Annotated in this window: 17 protein-coding genes; 5 read left to right on the top strand and 12 right to left on the bottom strand. The window is 42.8% G+C overall.

The window, feature by feature from the left end; genetic code table 11:
* Positions 1–345: 345 nt before the first annotated feature.
* Positions 346–1092, top strand: a complete 747-nt coding sequence (locus AACX68_RS19340; protein ID WP_228860180.1) for a hypothetical protein — start codon at positions 346–348, stop codon at positions 1090–1092.
* A 104-nt stretch (positions 1093–1196) separates the two neighbouring features.
* On the opposite strand, the gene lsrG is transcribed toward AACX68_RS19340, so the two are convergent.
* The 6 genes from lsrG to lsrA all read right to left on the bottom strand — a co-directional run bounded on the left by lsrG (position 1197) and on the right by lsrA (position 7092).
* The gene (lsrG, locus tag AACX68_RS19335; RefSeq protein WP_228860179.1) at positions 1197–1496 is read right to left on the bottom strand and encodes a (4S)-4-hydroxy-5-phosphonooxypentane-2,3-dione isomerase; all 300 of its coding nucleotides are present in this window, start codon (positions 1494–1496) and stop codon (positions 1197–1199) included.
* 1 nt (position 1497) lies between these two features.
* Positions 1498–2382 carry a 3-hydroxy-5-phosphonooxypentane-2,4-dione thiolase gene (gene lsrF, locus AACX68_RS19330; RefSeq protein WP_228860178.1) on the bottom strand — a complete coding sequence of 295 codons (885 nt, stop codon included), beginning with the start codon at positions 2380–2382 and terminating at the stop codon, positions 1498–1500.
* A gap of 56 nt (positions 2383–2438) precedes the next feature.
* Positions 2439–3476 carry an autoinducer 2 ABC transporter substrate-binding protein LsrB gene (gene lsrB / locus AACX68_RS19325; protein WP_228860184.1) on the bottom strand — a complete coding sequence of 346 codons (1038 nt, stop codon included), beginning with the start codon at positions 3474–3476 and terminating at the stop codon, positions 2439–2441.
* A gap of 87 nt (positions 3477–3563) precedes the next feature.
* Positions 3564–4562: an autoinducer 2 ABC transporter permease LsrD gene (gene lsrD, locus AACX68_RS19320; protein ID WP_255705674.1), complete on the bottom strand. Its 999-nt coding sequence runs from the start codon at positions 4560–4562 to the stop codon at positions 3564–3566.
* Complete coding sequence (gene lsrC, locus AACX68_RS19315; RefSeq protein WP_370630311.1) at positions 4559–5587, bottom strand: autoinducer 2 ABC transporter permease LsrC; 1029 nt, start codon at positions 5585–5587, stop codon at positions 4559–4561. Before lsrC ends, lsrD begins: the two co-directional genes overlap by 4 nt.
* A 5-nt stretch (positions 5588–5592) precedes the next feature.
* Positions 5593–7092 carry an autoinducer 2 ABC transporter ATP-binding protein LsrA gene (lsrA, locus tag AACX68_RS19310; protein ID WP_228860182.1) on the bottom strand — a complete coding sequence of 500 codons (1500 nt, stop codon included), beginning with the start codon at positions 7090–7092 and terminating at the stop codon, positions 5593–5595.
* A 381-nt stretch (positions 7093–7473) separates the two neighbouring features.
* Here lsrA and lsrR point away from each other — a divergent pair, with 381 nt between their 5' ends.
* Together lsrR and lsrK are read left to right on the top strand one after the other, a co-directional pair.
* Entirely contained in the window at positions 7474–8529 is a 1056-nt protein-coding gene (gene lsrR / locus AACX68_RS19305; protein ID WP_255705672.1) for a transcriptional regulator LsrR, read from the top strand.
* A gap of 167 nt (positions 8530–8696) precedes the next feature.
* A complete protein-coding gene (lsrK, locus tag AACX68_RS19300) occupies positions 8697–10289 on the top strand; it encodes an autoinducer-2 kinase (RefSeq protein WP_228860176.1) in 1593 nt (530 codons plus the stop codon).
* Positions 10290–10344: 55 nt separating this feature from the next.
* Here lsrK and AACX68_RS19295 read toward each other — a convergent pair whose 3' ends face one another.
* The 3 genes from AACX68_RS19295 to AACX68_RS19285 are packed head-to-tail and all read right to left on the bottom strand — an operon-like array spanning position 10345 to position 11758.
* On the bottom strand, positions 10345–10731 hold the full coding sequence (locus AACX68_RS19295) for an acyl-CoA thioesterase (protein WP_228860175.1): 387 nt from the start codon (positions 10729–10731) through the stop codon (positions 10345–10347).
* Positions 10731–11201: a hypothetical protein gene (locus AACX68_RS19290; protein ID WP_099120279.1), complete on the bottom strand. Its 471-nt coding sequence runs from the start codon at positions 11199–11201 to the stop codon at positions 10731–10733. The genes AACX68_RS19295 and AACX68_RS19290 overlap by 1 nt, the downstream gene beginning before the upstream one ends.
* Positions 11183–11758, bottom strand: coding sequence for a hypothetical protein (locus tag AACX68_RS19285; RefSeq protein ID WP_228860174.1), 576 nt, complete (start codon positions 11756–11758; stop codon positions 11183–11185). The genes AACX68_RS19290 and AACX68_RS19285 overlap by 19 nt, the downstream gene beginning before the upstream one ends.
* Before the next feature lie 1006 nt (positions 11759–12764).
* On the opposite strand from AACX68_RS19285, the gene AACX68_RS19280 reads away from it, so the two are divergent.
* On the top strand, positions 12765–15536 hold the full coding sequence (locus AACX68_RS19280; RefSeq protein ID WP_228860173.1) for an AAA domain-containing protein: 2772 nt from the start codon (positions 12765–12767) through the stop codon (positions 15534–15536).
* 189 nt (positions 15537–15725) lie between these two features.
* Here AACX68_RS19280 and gorA read toward each other — a convergent pair whose 3' ends face one another.
* Entirely contained in the window at positions 15726–17078 is a 1353-nt protein-coding gene (gene gorA / locus AACX68_RS19275) for a glutathione-disulfide reductase (protein ID WP_228860172.1), read from the bottom strand.
* 166 nt (positions 17079–17244) lie between these two features.
* Positions 17245–18087: a 23S rRNA (adenine(2030)-N(6))-methyltransferase RlmJ gene (locus tag AACX68_RS19270; RefSeq protein WP_228860171.1), complete on the bottom strand. Its 843-nt coding sequence runs from the start codon at positions 18085–18087 to the stop codon at positions 17245–17247.
* 211 nt (positions 18088–18298) lie between these two features.
* On the opposite strand from AACX68_RS19270, the gene AACX68_RS19265 reads away from it, so the two are divergent.
* Positions 18299–18655 (top strand): DUF1090 family protein, encoded by a 357-nt coding sequence (locus tag AACX68_RS19265; RefSeq protein WP_228860170.1) that lies wholly within the window; start codon positions 18299–18301, stop codon positions 18653–18655.
* A 38-nt stretch (positions 18656–18693) separates the two neighbouring features.
* Here AACX68_RS19265 and AACX68_RS19260 read toward each other — a convergent pair whose 3' ends face one another.
* On the bottom strand, positions 18694–19239 hold the full coding sequence (locus AACX68_RS19260) for a hypothetical protein (protein WP_339389387.1): 546 nt from the start codon (positions 19237–19239) through the stop codon (positions 18694–18696).
* Between the last annotated feature and the right edge of the window lie 476 nt (positions 19240–19715).

Genomic DNA, 19715 nt, shown 5'->3' with positions numbered 1-19715 from the left:
TTGTAATACATGCCATACAGTGGTGGTCATTTTATTATGAAAAATAAAAACGGCAATATTACCGACCTCAGATTACATCATCGAGTAATTCTATTTTTTAAAATAAAAATATCGATAAACAAAAGGAAATAAAAAATAACAAAAGGACAAATAAACCCCGAACAATATAAAAACACTTAACCCAATTGCTTTTATATTAAATAAAAATCTCACCTTAAATAACACGCAACCTTTCAGTTACGTGAAAGCTAATTATTTAGGTGAAATACTTCGAACCATTTAATCAGGTTATTTTTCATTCTTAAAGAATGACCATTTTAATTATATATAGATAAAGGAATAATGATGATCAAGACAGATAAATATCAGCCAGTTGGCGACGCAAGCGTTGGCTACCCACAAATTTGTATTAGAACTAACCGAACCGCTGAACGTACGAATGTAACGCCAATGATAGCCGCAGCTATGTTTATTGCCAAAAACTTCCCTTGGAGTTTGAATGATAATGAGAAAGAAGTTGTCATTAAAGGCGTATTAAAGTTACTGGGCGTTGCCTTTGGTAGTGGTGGTTTTGGCCATGCATGGGTTATTTACTTTAATAGTGAAAAAGAAGGTGATAATACTTCATATGCTTTTCATCCGGGATATGGATTCGTCAAAAACTCAGAACATAGCACGACTGATGATTCAGCCGAGAGAAAATTTCATATTCAGCATTGTGTGAAGATTAATAACAAATCTATCACCCCTGAATTTATAGAACAGCATTTTATTCCTGAATTAGTCGATGAAAGTAATCAGTTGTCAAAACTGATGAAACTGACCTCTGAAGATATGAAGAATGGTGCGTATACGCCTGTAGCAAACTGCTCATGGTTTGCAGGAAAACTCTGGAACCAGATCATGCAACTGGAATTCGAACAATCTGGTGAAAGCGGTATCAATCAGCTGGAATTCGAACAAACTATTGGCAATGATATCAATATGGAAGAATTGGCAGAGCAACTGGGCCTGCCATTTATCAAGGAAATTAACGGTATCGGTGATCCTGGAATGCTTGCAGAAAGCATTAAAAATGTCCTGAATATTTAACGCAGAATTTCTGCTGAATGTCATTACAAACAACTGGCTTAATTAAACCAGTAAAAAATAAACGCCTTGATGTTATCACCAAGGCGTTATTCCCAATTGAGGATTTATTTTCCTTCCGGCATCAACCCAATAAACGAGGTCTTTTTCCGGGGTTCACTCATCAGGGCTTCCAGTTTCTCAACACAGCGCAGATAATGTGGTGTTGTTTTATGAGCTGCAACGGCAGCCTCATCAGTATAGGCTTCATAGATATAAAAACGCGTCGGGATATTCTCATCCTGCAATACGTCAAACCGTAAATTGCCCGGTTCTCTGACAGAACCAAGGTGATTATCACGGAATACCTCGATAAATTCGGCGATCTTGTCGGCTTTGACATTAATCTCAACTAAAGTAACGTGCATATTATTCTCCCTTTGCTTTCTCACTCAGGAACAACTCATAAGCCTGAGCAGGCTTTTCATTGTGATGCACTACCGCCTGAACAGCTTTAAGCATGGCTATCGGTGCTTCTGACTGGAAGATGTTGCGCCCCATATCGACACCGGATGCACCCTGATCAATGGCCTGATAGCACATGGTTAACGCCTCCAGCTCTGGCAACTTTTTACCTCCGGCAATCACAATCGGCACCGGGCAACCGGCCGCAATCCGTTCAAAACCGGTATCAACATAATAAGTTTTGATGATATTCGCGCCCATTTCCGCAGCAATGCGGGTTGCCAGTGAGAAGTAGCGCTGATCACGCGCCATATCCTTACCAACACCTGTTACCGCCATCGTCGGCATACCATAACGGGTACCCTGATCCACCAGCTTGATAATATTTTTGATGGACTGATGTTCATACTCTGAACCAATATAAACCTGTGCCGCCACAGCACAGACATTAAGCCGGAGCGCATCTTCCATCGCAACAGCAACCGCCTCATTAGAAAGCTCGGTCAGCATAGAGTTTGCACCAGATGCGCGCAGTACCACCGGTTTATTGGTTGCCGGCGGAACCTGACTGCGCAAAATGCCACGTGTACACATCAGCACATCGGTATGTTCAAACAGCGGAGCAATATTGATGTCGATACGCTCCAGTCCGGTTGTCGGCCCCTGAAAATAACCGTGATCAAACGCCAGCATCACCGTTTTATTGGTTGCCGGATTGAAAATCCGCGCTAAACGCGCCTGCATTCCCCAATCCAGCGCGCCACAGCCTTTCAGCTCAAACAGCGTATTCTTTTGCGGTGTATCAATGCCAAAATCTTTACCGTCTTTGATATCATCTAAATCTGCCATTTTTCTCTCCAGAAAATAGCAGAGTCAGGCTGTGTGCCGACTCTGCGAAACATGAATCAGAAATCGTATTGGTTGATGTTTTCTTTGGTAAAAATCACGCGCTCCGGCATCACAACAATGCCATTGCCCTTCGCTTCAAAGCGATATCCCTGAACGCTATTCGGTGAAACCTCAAGTGTACCGATGTCAGGAATAGCTAATTTATCGCCTACATTCAGGTCGCCCTTTTTCAGCATTTCACTGGCAACATGAATCGCTATCTTGCCCTGTTTAACGACATCCCACAGGGCAAACTGTTTGACTGTGCCGTTTTCGACATAAGGACGCATGACATTCGGCGTGCTGAATCCAACAATCGCCACATCCTTACGTTTCAGGTTTTCCGCAGCCTGTGCCGCCGCTGGCAGCGCATTAGCATCCGGGGCAATAATCACATCCAAATCACCCCATGCTTTCAAAATACCTTCCGCAGTCTGCAAAGACTTGGTCGCATCGTTATAGCCAAACTGAGTGGTTACAACTTCCCAGTCAGGATGTTCTGCGGTAATTTTGGCCTTAGCTTCTTTCACCCACTGGTTTTGATCTGTCACTGTGGGGCTGGAGTAAAAAAACGCCACTTTCGTTTTTCCCTGTTTCTCCGCTTTTTCTTTTTTCACCTGACTGGCGGCCATTTCCACTAATAACCCACCCAACTGTTTTGGAGTTCCCTGATCGATATAGATGGAGCGGCATTCTGGTGCAGTGTCCGAATCCCACGTCAGTACTTTTACACCACGCTGCATAGCCCGTTTCAATGCCGGACACAGACCATCCGGTGATACTGCCGACACGACAATTGCGTTATATCCCTGATTCACAAAATTATTGATAAGCTGTACCTGCCCCGCCACACTTGGCTCGGTCGGGCCATCATAAGTGACATCAATACCCAGCGCCTTACCCGCTGCCACTGCTCCCTGCCCACCGCTGGTAAAGAACCCGACACCGACCAGCTTCGGAATAAACGCAATCCTGTCAGCCGCCTGTGCCCAGGAAGCACATGCCAGACTCAATACACCCGCTAAAACCAGTTTTTTCATCGCCGATTTTTTCATTGTCAGTGCTTTCATGCCTGTCTCCGCTCTTTTCTCTTTCAGTTCAGGAACCGTTTTCTATTTAAGAAATCATTCAGGAATAGTTCATTAAAAAGCCGATGTCCTCCAACGCTGCCACCAGTCCCGGATTTGATGGCGATGCAGAGAAACAGAACGCCCGACCACCACCACGATGAGCAAAGCGCCGGATAAGGCGCTGGATATCTGATTCGGGATCCCCACCATCTGCAATCCCTGCTGCAAATATCCCACCAGCAAAACAGCCAATGCTGTGCCGATAACAGAACCGGAGCCACCATAGATATTAGCTCCACCTAAAACTGCCGCAGTAATGGCTGGCATCAGGAACGAACTCCCCAGATCTGAGCGGGCGGAACCAAAATAGGACACCAGAATGATCGCTGCCAGAGCCGAGGACAATCCCAGCAGAACATACAGCAGGCACAATGTTTTATTGACAGGAACCGCCGCATAACGGGCGACACGATTATTCATCCCAATCAGAAAAACGTTGCGTCCCCGATGAGTGCGATGCATAAACAACCAGAACCCGATGACGCAAAAAATAAAAACAACTAACGGGATGGGTAGTTTCAGTAGTGTCAGATTGGCAAAATCAGTAAATTCAGCCGAAAAACCTCCAATGCCCTCATAACCTGTCGCACCGGATAACCCCGACAGTAATAACGCACTCCCGCCAAACAGGTACATAGTTCCGAGGGTAATAACCAGCGGATTCACACCGGTATAGAAAATCAGCCCGTAGTTAATCAGGCCACATATCATTCCCACAATCAGAGTCAAAGGAAGTGCGGCTATCATCGGCATTCCGGACTGATTCATTATCCCCAGTGCAATAGCACATAAGCCGATAACAGCGCCAAACGAAATATCAATTCCGCCACTGACAATCACCATCGTCAGCGGCAGAGCAACAATACCAATACAGATAAAGTCACTGGTACTGAACAATAATATATTGATATCCAGCATACGTTGATTGGCTATGCCAAATAACAGAATCTCCAGTACCAGCAAAATAGCGAGGGCGGTTTCCCATCCATGACGTTTAATCGCACTTATCATGATGTTCTCCTGCCTGCTTCCGATAAATGGGCCACGGGATCATCAGTGGGTTTAAGAAAACTGGCATAACGTTGCTGACGTAAGTTCTTTTCAACGGCGCTGCGCAACCGGCCATCAAGTACCAACACCAACAGTAAAACCAGACCGGCAATAAAATCGTTCCACCATGCCGGCAACCTGAGTAATACCAACACACTGTCGATTTGAGTCAGGAAGTAAGCTCCGAAAATCGCTCCTATCACGGTTCCCACGCCGCCCAGCAAACTAATACCACCCAACACACAGGCAGCAATCGCTTTCATTTCCAGCCCGCTTCCCGTCTGATTCGGAATAAATCCAATCTGAGCCACAAATACAATGCCAGCCAGTGCTGCCATCACACCATTTGTGGCAAACGCAGCAATACGAATGCGATTCACCGGCACACCAATCTGTCGCGCCCCTTGCAGATTGTCACCGGTAGCATAAAATCCACGGCCAAAATTCGTGACTTTCAGCATCCACGTCATTGCCAAAACCAGTAAGATCAGCAACCACCCGATGAACGAGATGCCGAATAAAACAGGTCTGGCAAGCTCTTTCACATCAGCAGGCAGGCCTTCGATCCATTTCCCGCCTGTCAGTAGTAGCATCAAACCCCGATATAACCCCAGCGTACCTAAGGTGGCGACAATGGCAGGAATTTTCAGCCAGATGACTAACGCACCATTTACCAGACCCGCAGTCATACCTGCTAATAGTGTTATGAGACAGGCTATCGGCAGGGGAAAACCTGCATTGAGTGACATCCCCAGCACCACAGCGCATAAACCGGTGGTCGAGCCGACAGAGACATCAATATTACGCGTGAGCATCACCAGCGCAGCGCCCATTGCCAGCAACATCAGGATTTGCGCATTCGCAAAAATCATGGTGACAGTCTGGAAACTAAAAACATCGTGTTCCAGACTTCTTAGCAAGGCAAACAAACCTAAAATAGCGATCAATGCGGTGGCTTCACGATTGTTCTGAATAAAGGTCTGGATGAATTTCAACATAGCGCCCTCTCACCAAACGAAAGATGCATAATGGCATCCACACTCATATTGGGTTTATCAAGGTGGCCACAGATTTCTCCGTGATGCATCACCAGCGCCCTGTCAGCCAGTTGTACAATTTCATCAAGATCAGAGGAGATAAGCAAAACCGCCACCTGCTGGCTGGCAATACTGCGGATCAACTGATAAATATCCGTGCGCGCACCGACATCAACACCCCGTGTCGGTTCATCAATAATCAAAACAGCGGGTTTCGCCTCCAGACATTTCGCAATCAAAATCTTCTGCTGATTCCCGCCAGACAAAGTGCGTACCGGCTGACTGGCATGGCTGTAACGAATGTTGAGTGCCCGGCGATAACGCTCAAGCACAGCGGCATCATAGGCAGGGCGAGTCCAGAAAGCGTTCTGGTTGTGAGTCAGTGAGCACACATTCCAGCTCAGGGGTGCATCAAGGAATAACCCCGATGCCTGCCGATCTTCCGGCAGATAAACCAGACCATGCCGTAACCGGGCTGCGGTATTCAACGAATTAATCACCTGCTGACGCAAACGGATTTCGCCACTCACCACAGGCCGCAATCCATATAACGTTTCCGCCAGCTCCGTACGCCCGGCCCCTACAACGCCCGCCAGACCGACAATCTCTCCGGCTTTCAGTGTCAGAGAAATATCCCGAAAGCCTTCACCACACAAAGCTGTCACTTCAAGCATAGAGTCAGCGTGAGCACCTGCGGACTGACGATTTCCGGCATCCAGCCATAACTTCTGCGTTTTTGTTAATACAGAATCTTTTGCCGTGGGCGTGATTGCCTGAATAATGGTTTCTGTTGAAAATTCCGCCATTGCACCGCTGAGAGCAATCATGCCATCCCGCATCACACTGACATAATCAGCAATCTGACGAATTTCAGGGATTTTATGGGAAATAAAAATGATCCCAACCTGTTGCTGCTGTAACTCCCGTATCCGCTCAAACAACCGTTCTGTTTCGGCGGGTGTCAGGGAGGCTGTCGGTTCATCAAGGATCAAAATACGGGAATTGCGCATCAGGCCACGCATGATTTCCACCATCTGCTGATCCGCAACATCCAGACTTCCTGCTGGCGCACTCAGGTTTAACCGGCAGTTCAGCTGTGTCAGCAATTGCTGCATCCGGCTTTTACTGACTAGGTGCTTAGGCAGGCGAAACAGAATATTTTCCTGAACAGAAAGATTGGGGAATAACAAAGGTTCCTGCGGTACCAGATAAATGCCCAATTGGTGTGCTTTAGCCGGAGTCAGCTGACTAATGGTGTTTCCTTCCATCATCAGCGTCCCTGCATCCGGCTGCTCAAGGCCCGCAATGATCTTCATCAGTGTTGATTTACCCGCCCCATTTCCTCCCAATAAGGCATGAACCTGCCCTGCAATCAGAGTGAAATCAATGTGCTTCAACACGGCTAAACCGGAAAACTGTTTAACGATCCCACGAACGGCCAATAGCGGTAACATAGGTAATGTATTAGCGGCTTGTTTTTGTAACGAATGTTTTTGTGACGAATCCTGTTGTGATGGATGCCTTTGCAATAAATGAGTTTGCAATGAATCATTGGCGGAATTGCTTTGTGACATCATGCTACCTCAGGGTGTTTATGATTTTGCTGCTTTCCGTCCCAATTCTGACACTGACTCCGATACTCAATATGAACATTTATAAGATTAAAAATCTTTTGTTCATGACTCTAATTCATATTATGAAATATTTGCAAAATTTTGATCACATTTTATGAAAAAATTAGATCTTCATTAAGATATGTTCAATTTTTGTGGAATACCTCTGGCACGACAGAGGCTTTCATGCTTAATTCTTTTTCAGGGAATAAATAAGTTGTTATGACAATCAAACCAAACAAGAAAAAATCAGCATCAGAAAAAAACGTGTCATCCGAGGATCTTCATTATTCGGGTAATGGCTATACCAGCCATAGCTATTCAGAAAATAGTTATCCAGAAAACAGCGATTCAGGAAACAACATGAGTGAAGAAGAACTACTGGCCCGGGTTGCCTGGTTTTACTATCACGATGGCCTGACACAAGGAGACATCGGTGAACTGCTTGGCCTGAGCCGGCTTAAAGTCTCCCGTTTGCTGGAAAAAGGGCGGCGCTCCGGTGTGATCCACGTTCAGATAAACTCGCGCTATGAGGGTTGTCTGGAGCTGGAAGATGCTCTGAAAAAACGTTTTAATCTGAATAAAGTACGTGTTCTTCCCGCCCTTGAAGGCATTAACCTGAATACCCGGTTAGGTACCGGAGCTGCCCATCTACTGATGTCACTGATTGGACCCCGCCAGCTTCTGGCGATCGGTTTTGGTGAAGCTCCCATGTGCACTTTACAGCATCTGAGCGGTTTTATTTCCTCCCAACAGGTGCGACTGGTGACACTATCCGGTGGTGTTGGCCCTTATATGACCGGTATCGGCCAGCTTGATGCAGACTGCCCTGTCAGCATCATTCCTGCACCACTTCGGGCATCAACCCGGCAGGTTGCCACAACATTCCGTGAAGAACGCAGTGTGCGGGATGTCATACTGACTGCCTGTGCAGCTGATATCGCCGTTGTCGGCATTGGTGCCATCAATCAGAGGCAACAGGCGACCATTATGCGTTCCGGCTATATCAGCGATGGTGAACAACTGATGTTCGGGCGCAAAGGTGCAGTCGGCGATATTCTCGGTTACTTTTTCAATGCTGAAGGTGAATTGGTCAGTGATATCGATATTCATCAGGAACTGATCGGTCTCTCACTACCAGAGCTGAAAACGATACCGAACGTGATTGGCGTCGCTGGTGGAATTGAAAAAGCTGATGCCATCGTTGCGGCGCTGAAAGGCGGCTATATTAATTCACTGGTCACGGAAGAAAAGACCGCAAGGGCGATGCTGATGTGATTGTCTAATATACCCAATGGATTTCAAGGAATATCACGGCGGCAAAGGAATGCAGCCAACAAAGAGGTAATTTGAAAAGACGAAGAGTATAAATTCCCCGTGCCATATCGTAGTCCTTAATCAACAACCAGCAGGCTAATGAGATAACGACAAACGAGGATAGCATCATGAACCAACGCACTCATGCCCACTCATCAGGGAATTATCTGATGGCGCTTGATGCAGGAACAGGCAGTATACGAGCAGTCATATTTGATCTGGAAGGTAATCAAATCTCTGTCGGGCAGTCAGAATGGGTTCACCAGCCTGTACCGAATGTCGCAGGCTCAATGGAATTTGATCTGCAAACCAACTGGCAACTTACCTGCCAATGTATCCGTCAGGCCTTACAAAAGGCTGAACTACCAGCCAGTGCAATTCAGGGAGTTGCTGCCTGCTCAATGCGGGAAGGGATCGTCCTGTACAATCGGAACGGCGATCCCATATGGGCATGTGCCAACGTTGATGCCCGTTCCAGTCATGAAGTCAGTGAACTGAAAGAGCTGTACAATAATACGTTTGAATATGATGTTTATCGCTATTCAGGTCAGACATTAGCGCTGGGAGCAATGCCCCGCTTATTGTGGCTTGCCCACCACCGTGCTGACATTTATCGGCAAGCCAGTACGTTAACGATGATCAGTGACTGGCTGGCCTATATGCTAAGTGGTGAACTGGCCGTTGATCCTTCCAACGCAGGCACAACCGGCATGTTGGATTTAGTGAGCCGCGACTGGCGCCCCAGCCTGCTGGAAATGGCCGGATTGCGTTCTGATATTCTCTCTCCGGTTAAAGAAACAGGCACATTACTCGGATACATAACAAACAAAGCGGCAGCAGAGTGTGGCCTCGACAGCGGAACGCCGGTCATTATGGGGGGTGGAGATGTTCAGCTCGGTTGCCTTGGTATTGGCGTTGTCAGGCCTGCTCAGACCGCAGTGCTTGGCGGTACATTCTGGCAGCAAGTCGTTAACCTGCCGGAACCGATGACCGACCCCAACATGAACATCCGTATTAATCCCCACGTCATCCCTGGCATGGCACAGGCAGAATCTATCAGCTTCTTCACCGGCCTCACCATGCGCTGGTTCCGCGATGCTTTCTGCGCCGAAGAAAAACTGATGGCAGAGCGGCTGGGTATTGATGCTTACGCGCTGCTGGAAGAGATGGCTGCGCGGGTTCCCGCCGGATCATATGGTGTGATGCCAATCTTCTCCGATGTCATGCGCTTTAAATCTTGGTATCACGCTGCGCCTTCCTTCCTCAACCTGTCGATTGATCCGGAAAAATGTAACAAAGCCACTCTGTTCAAAGCATTGGAAGAAAACGCGGCTATCGTCTCAGCCTGCAATCTGGATATCGTTGCGACATTCTCCGGTGTTCAGCCTGATTCTCTGGTTTTTGCTGGTGGTGGCTCAAAAGGCAAACTCTGGAGCCAGATCCTCTCTGATGTCACCGGATTGCCGGTAAGAGTTCCCGTCGTTAAAGAAGCTACGGCGCTGGGATGTGCTATCGCCGCTGGCGTTGGGGTGTCACTGTATGACTCCATGCCGGAAACGGGAGAAAGATTAGTGCGCTGGGAGCGGGAATATCTGCCGAACTCAGGCCACTGGGATGTTTATCAAAAAGCAAAAAAAGATTGGCAGGCGGTGTATGCTGATCAACTTCATCTCGTCGATGATGGCCTGACAACTTCGTTGTGGAAAGCGCCGGGTTTGTGATTTTTTTGTTGAGTGGCCTCTTATTAATCAGAGGCCAGAATAGACACGATGATCTTTAGTCTTCAACCGCATTCATCACAATTTCAGGTACAGTCGGGCGCCCATTTACTAAACAGGTTGCAACAAACGTCGCATCAGCATACACAACGCCATCAACCAAAATTTGCTGCTCAAAATTAATCCGGTTACGCTTTTCATTTCTGGCGACTTTGCAGGTCACCTCCATCTTATGCCCTTTCTGGAGGCTTTTTCTAAAGCGCAGACCATATTCAAGAATGACGTGCATCCGCCCGGCTTTGAATTCTTCTTCTAAATCCAGACCTAACGCTTCTTTCATAAACGCATGCCGAGTCCATTCCAGATAGAACGGATAATAAAGCCCATCAACAACACCTTGAAAATCAACGTGCTGATCGTCTACTAAATACTCTTTAGAAAACATCACAGATCCTTAAAATAATTTAACAGAGCAAATCTCATCGGAAAAAGTAAGCCTTCAAAATCCTTTTTAGAAGTATCCTCTCCCGTACATACATTTATTGCCATACTCGTATTATCAGTCAGACCGTAAATGAAACTGATACCATGAAATATATTGTGCTTTCTTCTTTCTTCATCGATGACATTATTTACATCATTCTTTAAAACATCATCCCATATCACTGTGCTTACATCACCACCCTTTATTTTTGTCAGTTCCAGACCAATTTTTATTAGTAGACTGTCTTTATGTATCCCATCGTAATAAAACTTCTGGTCCCATCCCGCATATCCGTTACTCTGATGAGCTGATACATTATTATTCTCGACTAGCAGAGTGGATACATATGTGACACGTTCAAAATTATTAAGAAACTTAATCACCTCATTGCTATGGCGATGAAAGTCTATTTTTATTTTTTTTGAATCCATTTGACCCTCCTACACTCGGTTATATTAGATTTATTCAATGTCATATCAAACTTACCCGATATAATAATCTGTTTTTCATCCATGATGGTCACTACACCAATTCTGACTCCCTCATCATATCTTACATAACACAACTTATTATTATTTGATTCAATATTATTATCATCAGAAATAATACAGAACTCTCCAAAATTGATATATGGCTCTCCATATTGGCCTCCAACCTGAACTAATTCAACATCAGGTAATGTACGACTCGCCATAATAAATAAAGTATCTTCATCCAACTTAGTATATTCTGCGAATTGCGGAGGAAAACCTTCGCCTGTCAAAATCCATTGCGGCTCTACCTGAAGACCATTTTCTTTGAAGAAGTCTGAGACATGGTTTATTACATGGTTTTTTCTTACCGGAAAAGAACTCCCCGACTCCCAACGCGTATACGTAGCATATGAGATATCCTCTCCTTTAGCATGTATATAATCAACCACGTCATGTGTCGTCGTTCCGGTCGCTGCTCTACAGCATTTCAAACGCTTACCAATAGTATCCAGCATTCTTTTCGCCTGTTACGTGTTTTACTATAGTTTGATTTTAAAAGAATAAACACCAAATTCAGGCGTTATTACATTACAATTAATGCGATTTTATTGCATTAATTATTTATCATATGTTAGTCTCTAACACACTAAGGCTTTTTAGTGTTAAAGACTAACATAGTTATCTCATTTAATGCTATTAGGGTAACACAACACATTCTATTCTCACTTTGGTTTCCATAGGAAAAAATAACAGATGAGACTTTTAAAGGAAGTGTTAGCGATGAAATCTTGGTGTCTATTAAGTAATAAAACAAAAAATGTCCATCACATCATCATGCAAATAAACTCATTTTGCATAGCAGTTTATTATCACGTACAAAATTATATTTCATATAAAAAGCCCCATAATGATATATATATCACATGGGAACATTTATCATCTCTTTATTGCGTTCCTAAAAACTCCGTAACGACGAAAAAATTTCCACTTGTGATTAAATTACCCAAGAGTATTTCTTATAATATATTTTTAAATAAGTGCATCAAATTAACTTTCAATTAAACCATCATAAAATAAAAACCAAGAATATATATTTTATAAAATAAATCACACCTCCAGCACCAGGGGTATTTACATCAGGGAAACCAAAAAAACCGTAATAAAATCAATCTTACTATGTTAGTTAATAATGATATCTAGCTAAAAATGGCTTCTCAGAGTACAGACTTTCATTGACAATCTGCTGGAAAGTATCAACCTTATTTAGGGTGAGTCAGTGGCACTAAAAAAGCCAGAATTATTCTGGCTTTTTCGGGAATATTCGTTATCGTAATCTGTTACCTAATCCACGTTGAGTCTGGAAGAGTTTTATGTGAGAGGTTTGAGCATTTGCAGATGAGGTACGTTGCTGAGGTTTATCACTATATCCATATGAATTCACATCCATTATGCTTAGAATTCCAGAATTTTTGGGTTAGAATACTTCCTGGCGTTTTTATCAAAAAGGGAGATTAGTAACACATGGATGAGCGGAAGTTCTTGGTTCTAACCAGAAGCAAGCAAAGTGAGTTCAAGAATACGACAAAAAAGGTCGTCAAAGTCGTTCCATCAGGCAACAAAACTCTCGTCACCTTTCCAGATAATAAGACCTTTCTCTACAACAAAACAAATGTCCGTTTTTTTGAGCACCCAGAAATCCTCAACATCGAAGACTCTATTGTTAGCTTAAAAAGCGGATCAAATAAAGAATGGGATGAAGCATTAATTTTTGATAATCAATATATAGTTTTGTTTACTAATGGATATAGTAAAGAATTCCCCATTTCTGATGTAGAAATAATACCAAATATCGCTGAGCAGAAAGAAACGAAAGACCTTATTGATTATTACAAATATATAGCAATGTTTTTGAAAGAATCCTCACCGTATGTCCACTACTTTTATGAAAAAAAATTAAATCAGATCAGAGATGACTCAGTACTAAGCAACTTTGTAAAAAGATCCCAGCTAAGAAAAAAAAGTTTGTCGTCAAACATTTTCCCTTTTGGTGTCAACCCATCACAGCGTGAAGCAGTTACAAATGCGCTAACATCACAATTAAGCATCATTCAAGGACCTCCAGGAACAGGAAAGACACAAACCATACTCAACATAATTGCAAACTTGATCTGCCAAAATAAGACTGTTGCTGTAGTTGCTGGGAATAATGCAGCGACCAGCAATATTTATGAAAAGTTAGAAAAGGAAGGCTTTGCTTTTATTGCGGCAAGTCTTGGCAATGCTGACTTACAAAAAGCATTTTTTTCCAAAGAACATAAGATTCCTGAAATTGCTCATTGGGAGCTGACTGAAAGAACACTGCTACAAACTAGGCAAGAAATTGCTTCCACAAATAACTTGATTTTTGAACTGCTGGAACTGCAAAACGAGCAAGCTAGAATTCGAGAATTCATAAGTAGACTTGAGATTGAGAGTAAGTATTTCGATAAGCATTTCTCTGTAGACCCAATAAATCCATCTAACTGGTCCTTTGGCAACAAATGGTCAACACCAAATTTAATGAAGTTTATGGCTGAGGTAGAGCACTACTCTATAAATGAAAATCTGTCTTGGTCACTCAGAATTAAATGGCTATTTAAATATGGAATTTATAAGTTCAAGGATATTAAAATCCTTTCCAGCAACTTATTTAAGGGACTTATCTCTGAGTATTATCAAAGGAAAAAAACAGAACTTGCAGAGAGTAAACGTTTAATTGATCAAAAGCTAAACCGATACAATTTCGAAAAGCTGTTAAAACAATATACCGATAGCTCAATGACCCTATTAAAGCACCATATTTTCTCTACACATCATAAAATTGAGCAAGTTGAGTTTCACCACCAGTCTTACAAGAGAAACTTTTTTGACAATTTTGCTAAGCGCTTTCCTGTCGTACTAAGCACAACGGATTCGATCATTAACAATAAAGGCGACAATGAACTATTTGACTATCTCATTGTAGATGAAGCGTCGCAAGTAAACCTCCTCACTGGAGTGTTATCCATGGCGTGCGCCAAAAACATGGTTATCGTAGGCGATTTGCAGCAGATACCTCATATTCCAAGTAATTTGCTTATAACCACCCATCCCGATATTGATGAAAAGTTTGGCATTCCAACTAAATATAGTTATCTAACTGAAAGTCTATTGTCATCTGTAGACAAGGTATTCGGTAAGAGTGCATCTTCCACGCTACTTAAAGAGCACTATCGATGCCATCCTCGGATCATCGACTTCTGTAATCAAAAATATTATGGCGGTCAATTGATCACCATGACTCATTCAGATGAAGATCCATTTAAAATTCTTAAAACAGCCCCAGGCCATCACGCTTGCAAAGATCCAAGCGGTAGAAGCCAAATCAATTTTCGTGAGTTAGAAGTTATTCAACAGGAATTACTTGAAGCAAGCTTGCGCAATATAGAACCAGTAAAAATCGGTATTGTTACGCCTTATCGTGCCCAAGTTAAACATGCGAATCAGATTATCGATAAAAAAGACATACAAATAGATACAGCACACAAATTTCAAGGACGTGAAAAAGACATCATCATATATAGCCCAACGGCCAACTGGGCAGACAAATTTAACGACAGTCCAAACTTAATCAATGTAGCTGTTTCACGAGCAAAAGAGAAATTCATCATGGTCATGTCTGCTAACTTGTTAAAAAAACAAGGTACTAATATTGGTGACTTAATACGCCACATTGAATATCAATCCATGTCACCTAGCATTTTTGAAAGTAAAACAGTCTCGATATTCGACTGCTTATACAGCGAGTACTCACCTGTTTTACAAGATTTTAAAAACCGTATCGTAAATGAATCAGAGCATTTGTCTGAAAATCTAATGGCTACGCTATTGAATGATATTCTTGCTGATAAACTTTTTACTTCATTCACGTACGAGCATAATTACCAACTAAGCTTACTGATAAGTGATTTCGGAATACTAACTGAAATTGAGCAGAAATTTGGCCGACATCCGAATAGCCATATAGATTTTTTGATTTTCAATAAGCTAGACAAGCTCCCTGTGCTTGCAATAGAGGTAGATGGCTACCGCTTCCATGCCCTCGATTCTAAGCAGACACAGCGGGATCAGAAAAAAGACAGTATTTTGCTTAAGTTAGGCATTCCATTATTACGGCTTTCGACTAAAAGAAGTGGAGAAAAAGAAAAAATTAGAAAGGCATTACAAGACATCATCACATTGATACCTGAATCTGATACGGAACAACACGGATAGGTATTCTAACAACTCCATTCAAGGTATTAGATTTTATGCAACGACTCAAAAGAATAACTTATTTTTTAGGTAAAGAGCCACCATCAAAGCTGGCCGGTTTATAGTCACACTAAGCCAATTTATACTTTGGCTTAGTGTGTATTTGCCAGCGATAGAAACAAACGTGTAGAGGTGTAATTCCTACACCATCTATCTCATCGTAACAAACTCTTCCGCCGCTGTCGGATGGATAGCCACTGTATTATCAAAGTCTTTTTTCGTCGCACCCATTTTCAAGGCAACGGCAAAGCCTTGCAGGATTTCATCCATACCAAAGCCTATTCCATGAATACCGACAATCTTCTCATTTTCACCAGCACAAACCAGTTTCATACGGCATGGCTGACGGTGCTGCGTCACTGCGGTATACATTGCGGTAAAGGACGAAGTATAAACTTTAACCTGATCATCACCGTATTGCGCTTTTGCCTGTGGCTCCGTCAGGCCGATTGTACCAATTGGCGGATGGCTGAAGACCACTGTTGGCACATTGGTATAATCCAGATGTTCATCCGGCTTATTGTTAAACAGACGCTCTGATAAACGGCGACCTGCCGCTACCGCAACGGGTGTCAGCTCTACAGCACCTGTATTATCGCCCACAGCATAAATACCTTTTACGTTGGTATTCTGATATTTATCAACCTGAATATAGCCTGATTCATTCAACGCCACACCAGCAGCGGACAAATTCAGATTATCTGTCGCAGGCTCGCGCCCAATAGCCCAAATCAGAGTATCAACTGTCTGTTCTCTGCTATCCTGTAATTGCAGAGTCAGGCTGCCATCAGCATTTTTTATCACAGCCTTTGGTACAGCTTCCGTATGCAGAGTCGGACCTTCATTGTTGATAACTTCCAGCAACGTATTTACGATCAACGGATCAAAAGAACGCAAAGGTGCATGTTTGCGTACAAACAGATGCGTTTCACTGCCTAATGCATTCAAAACTCCGGCAATTTCCACCGCAATATAACCAGCACCTACGACAGCAACACGTTTAGGCATTTCATCCAGTTCAAAGAAGCCATCTGAGTCAATACCGTATTCCGCACCGGGAATAGCCGGATTTTTAGGGCGGCCACCGGTCGCAATCAATATATGATCTGCGGTAATTATTTCGCCGTTCACTTCAACAGTCTTTGCATCAACAAAACGTGCAAATCCCTGAATAACATCAACATTGTTGTTACCCAGCACACGCTCATATGAAGAATGAATACGGTCAATATAGGATGTACGGCTGGCAATCAGTTTTTTCCAGTCAAAACGATTGATAGTGGCATCAAAACCATAATCAGAGCCATATTGATGAATAGATTCCGCAATCTGGGCAGCGTGCCACATCACTTTCTTCGGTACACAACCCACATTAACACATGTTCCACCCAGTGCTTTTGCTTCAATCAGGGCACATTTCTGCCCATACATGGCCGCACGGTTAATGGAGGCAATACCACCGCTGCCGCCACCAATTGCAATATAATCGTAATGTTTACTCATCTTAGGCACTTCCGTCTAATCAATTAACCTACTGACTACAATTTAATCGTAACGTATATTATGACAAAAAGTTATCACTATGCATGATGATTGTGGCTTTCGTTGTCATAGGCTAGAGCTATCAAATTGATGCTCCATGCTGCCAATATCACGCTGGAAAATAGTCTTATTCCGGTACAATCCACTCTACTGAGTTATGCCCTGTGCCTTCAGGGATCAGTACCTGCTGTAGCCAAGGCAGCACAGCTTTCATCTGCTGTTCCAGCTTCCACGGCGGGTTGATCACAATCATGCCGGATGCTGTCATACCGCGCTGATCACTATCCGGACGCACGCCAAGCTCAATCTGCAAAATTTTGCGGATCCCGGTTTTTTCCAAATCTTTCACTAAACGCTTAATCTGCTGGCGGAGCACAACCGGATACCACAACGCATAAGTACCTGTCGCAAAACGTTTGTATCCTTCCTGAATACCCTTAACTACATTCTGATAATCCGATTTCAGCTCATAAGGAGGGTCTATCAGCACCAATCCACGGCGAGTTTTAGGTGGTAATTTTGATTTCAGCTGTTGATAGCCATCTTCACGCAGAACGCGGGCGCGTCTGTCACGGGAGAACTCACTACGCAATAAAGGAAAATCACTTGGATGCAGTTCACTCAGGTTAAGTTCATCATATTCGCGCAATAAATGACGGGCAATTAATGGAGAACCGGGGTAATAACGCAAAACACCATGCTGGTTCAGAGCCTTTACAACTTTCATATAGCCTGATAATTCTTGAGGAATATCATCACGCTGCCAAATACGGGCAATCCCTTCCAAGTACTCACCAGTACGTTCGGCATGTTCGCCACTGAGCTGATAACGACCTGCGCCTGCGTGGGTATCCAGATAAAGGAAAGGCTTCTCTTTTTCCTTAAGTGACTCAATGATAAGGCTTTGGACAGTGTGTTTTAGCACATCAGCATGGTTGCCTGCATGGAAGCTGTGACGATAACTTAGCATTCGATTTTCAAACCCCGGGAGAGAAATATTGATAACTTGCCTGATGGCTGATCAGACAACAAAAAAGCATTATGCCTCATTCTCGCGAAAAAAGATAAACGCCTCCATTTTGCCCCTCGTCAGTTGTAACTGACGTCTAATTTTCAGGAACAAATCCCGATCAGCATATAAAATTTTGAATAAGCATTTCAAATCAGACTAGGAATAGTTCATGAAGTCGAAAACTATGCTCTTGCCTGTATTAGTCGTTTTCAGTATGAATATTGCCTATGCAAAACCAACTAAAGCGGAGTGCGAAAACAAACAGAAAACATTAGAGAAACAGCTCCAATATGCAAAAAATGACATGGATGAAAGATTAATTTACGGGTTAACCAGAACACTGGAAAGCCTGAATTCAGCCTGCGAGTGGGAAAGACGCCTGAAAGTTGCACAAGAGCAACATTCCAAACCGAAAAATAATCCCACCTCTGCTACTAAGCCTGCATCCCAAAAAAGTTCACAAGCCCGTTCAGAACAAAAAGGAAAAAAGAAAATTAAAAAAGTGCAGGCCAAAAAGAAGAAGTAGACCTGCACTGAAGCACCAACCAATAGCCGGATATATATTTACAAATTTTTCTCTTTCACCTGCTGTGAATTAGAAGGCGATAACTTATAGTAGACTTTATCGTCATCTGTGAGTGGTTTATTCTCAATCTTCATTGAAAGGATCGCATTATCTTTGGAGATCGCATAATAGTTGAAATAATTTTCTTTACCATCATAAGGATACTGAAAGTCTGGTTTCAATAGTTTTTTTTCATAAGATCTTATATAGGGATCATATTCATCTTCATAAACTACCTGTTTGTTTCTGACAAAAATAATCTTATAAAAAAGACTAGCTTTCCCTTTAAATGCAGCGCCAATAATATCCTCAATATCCTTATGCCCCATCCCTTTATCAATAATATACATTTTATCCCAATCAAAAGGGACGATTTTATTCATATCAATCAGACAAGCCGTGTTTTTCTGGCAATGTCTATCGGCATAATCGATAATACCCAATTTACTGTTATTATATGATAAAGAAAAAAAGAAAACGACAACACCCAATATTAACGAAAGTGCAACAATATTATTTTTGTTGATAACGTGGAAAAGCATCATTCCCCCTTCATAACCAAATCAGATATGAGAAAACGGTTTTTAAATTCCTATTTTGATAATCAACCAGTTAAATCTATATATAAATCTCATCGTAGTATTACAATTCCATAATTAATCTCATTTACCGATAAAAGTAGTAAAAACATTCCTACCTGCTCTCAATCAGCAGCTTTATTTAGTAAACACATAATGATGTTATGAGGATCTAACTTTATTTGTGGATATGGCTCCACATCACTCATAGTAAGCGACTACGCCACATTGCTATTTCATGTTTTCACTGAGGATTTATAAAGTAACCAACCTCTTTTTTTATTATTTTCAGCATAAAAAGCACTATGCAGGGAGTGCTTTATGCAAGGAAATAGTATATTAAGTTTACTGACAATTTTTTAGGTTTCAAATAGAAAAATTTGATAAACAAATCGTAAATGAGACGAATTGTCGCTAATATAATTTAGTGGTAACCCTTAATC

The sequence above is a fragment of the Xenorhabdus sp. PB61.4 genome (assembly GCF_963894935.1).
Taxonomy (GTDB): Bacteria; Pseudomonadota; Gammaproteobacteria; order Enterobacterales; family Enterobacteriaceae; genus Xenorhabdus; species Xenorhabdus stockiae.
This window is presented reverse-complemented; position numbering and strand designations above follow the sequence as displayed.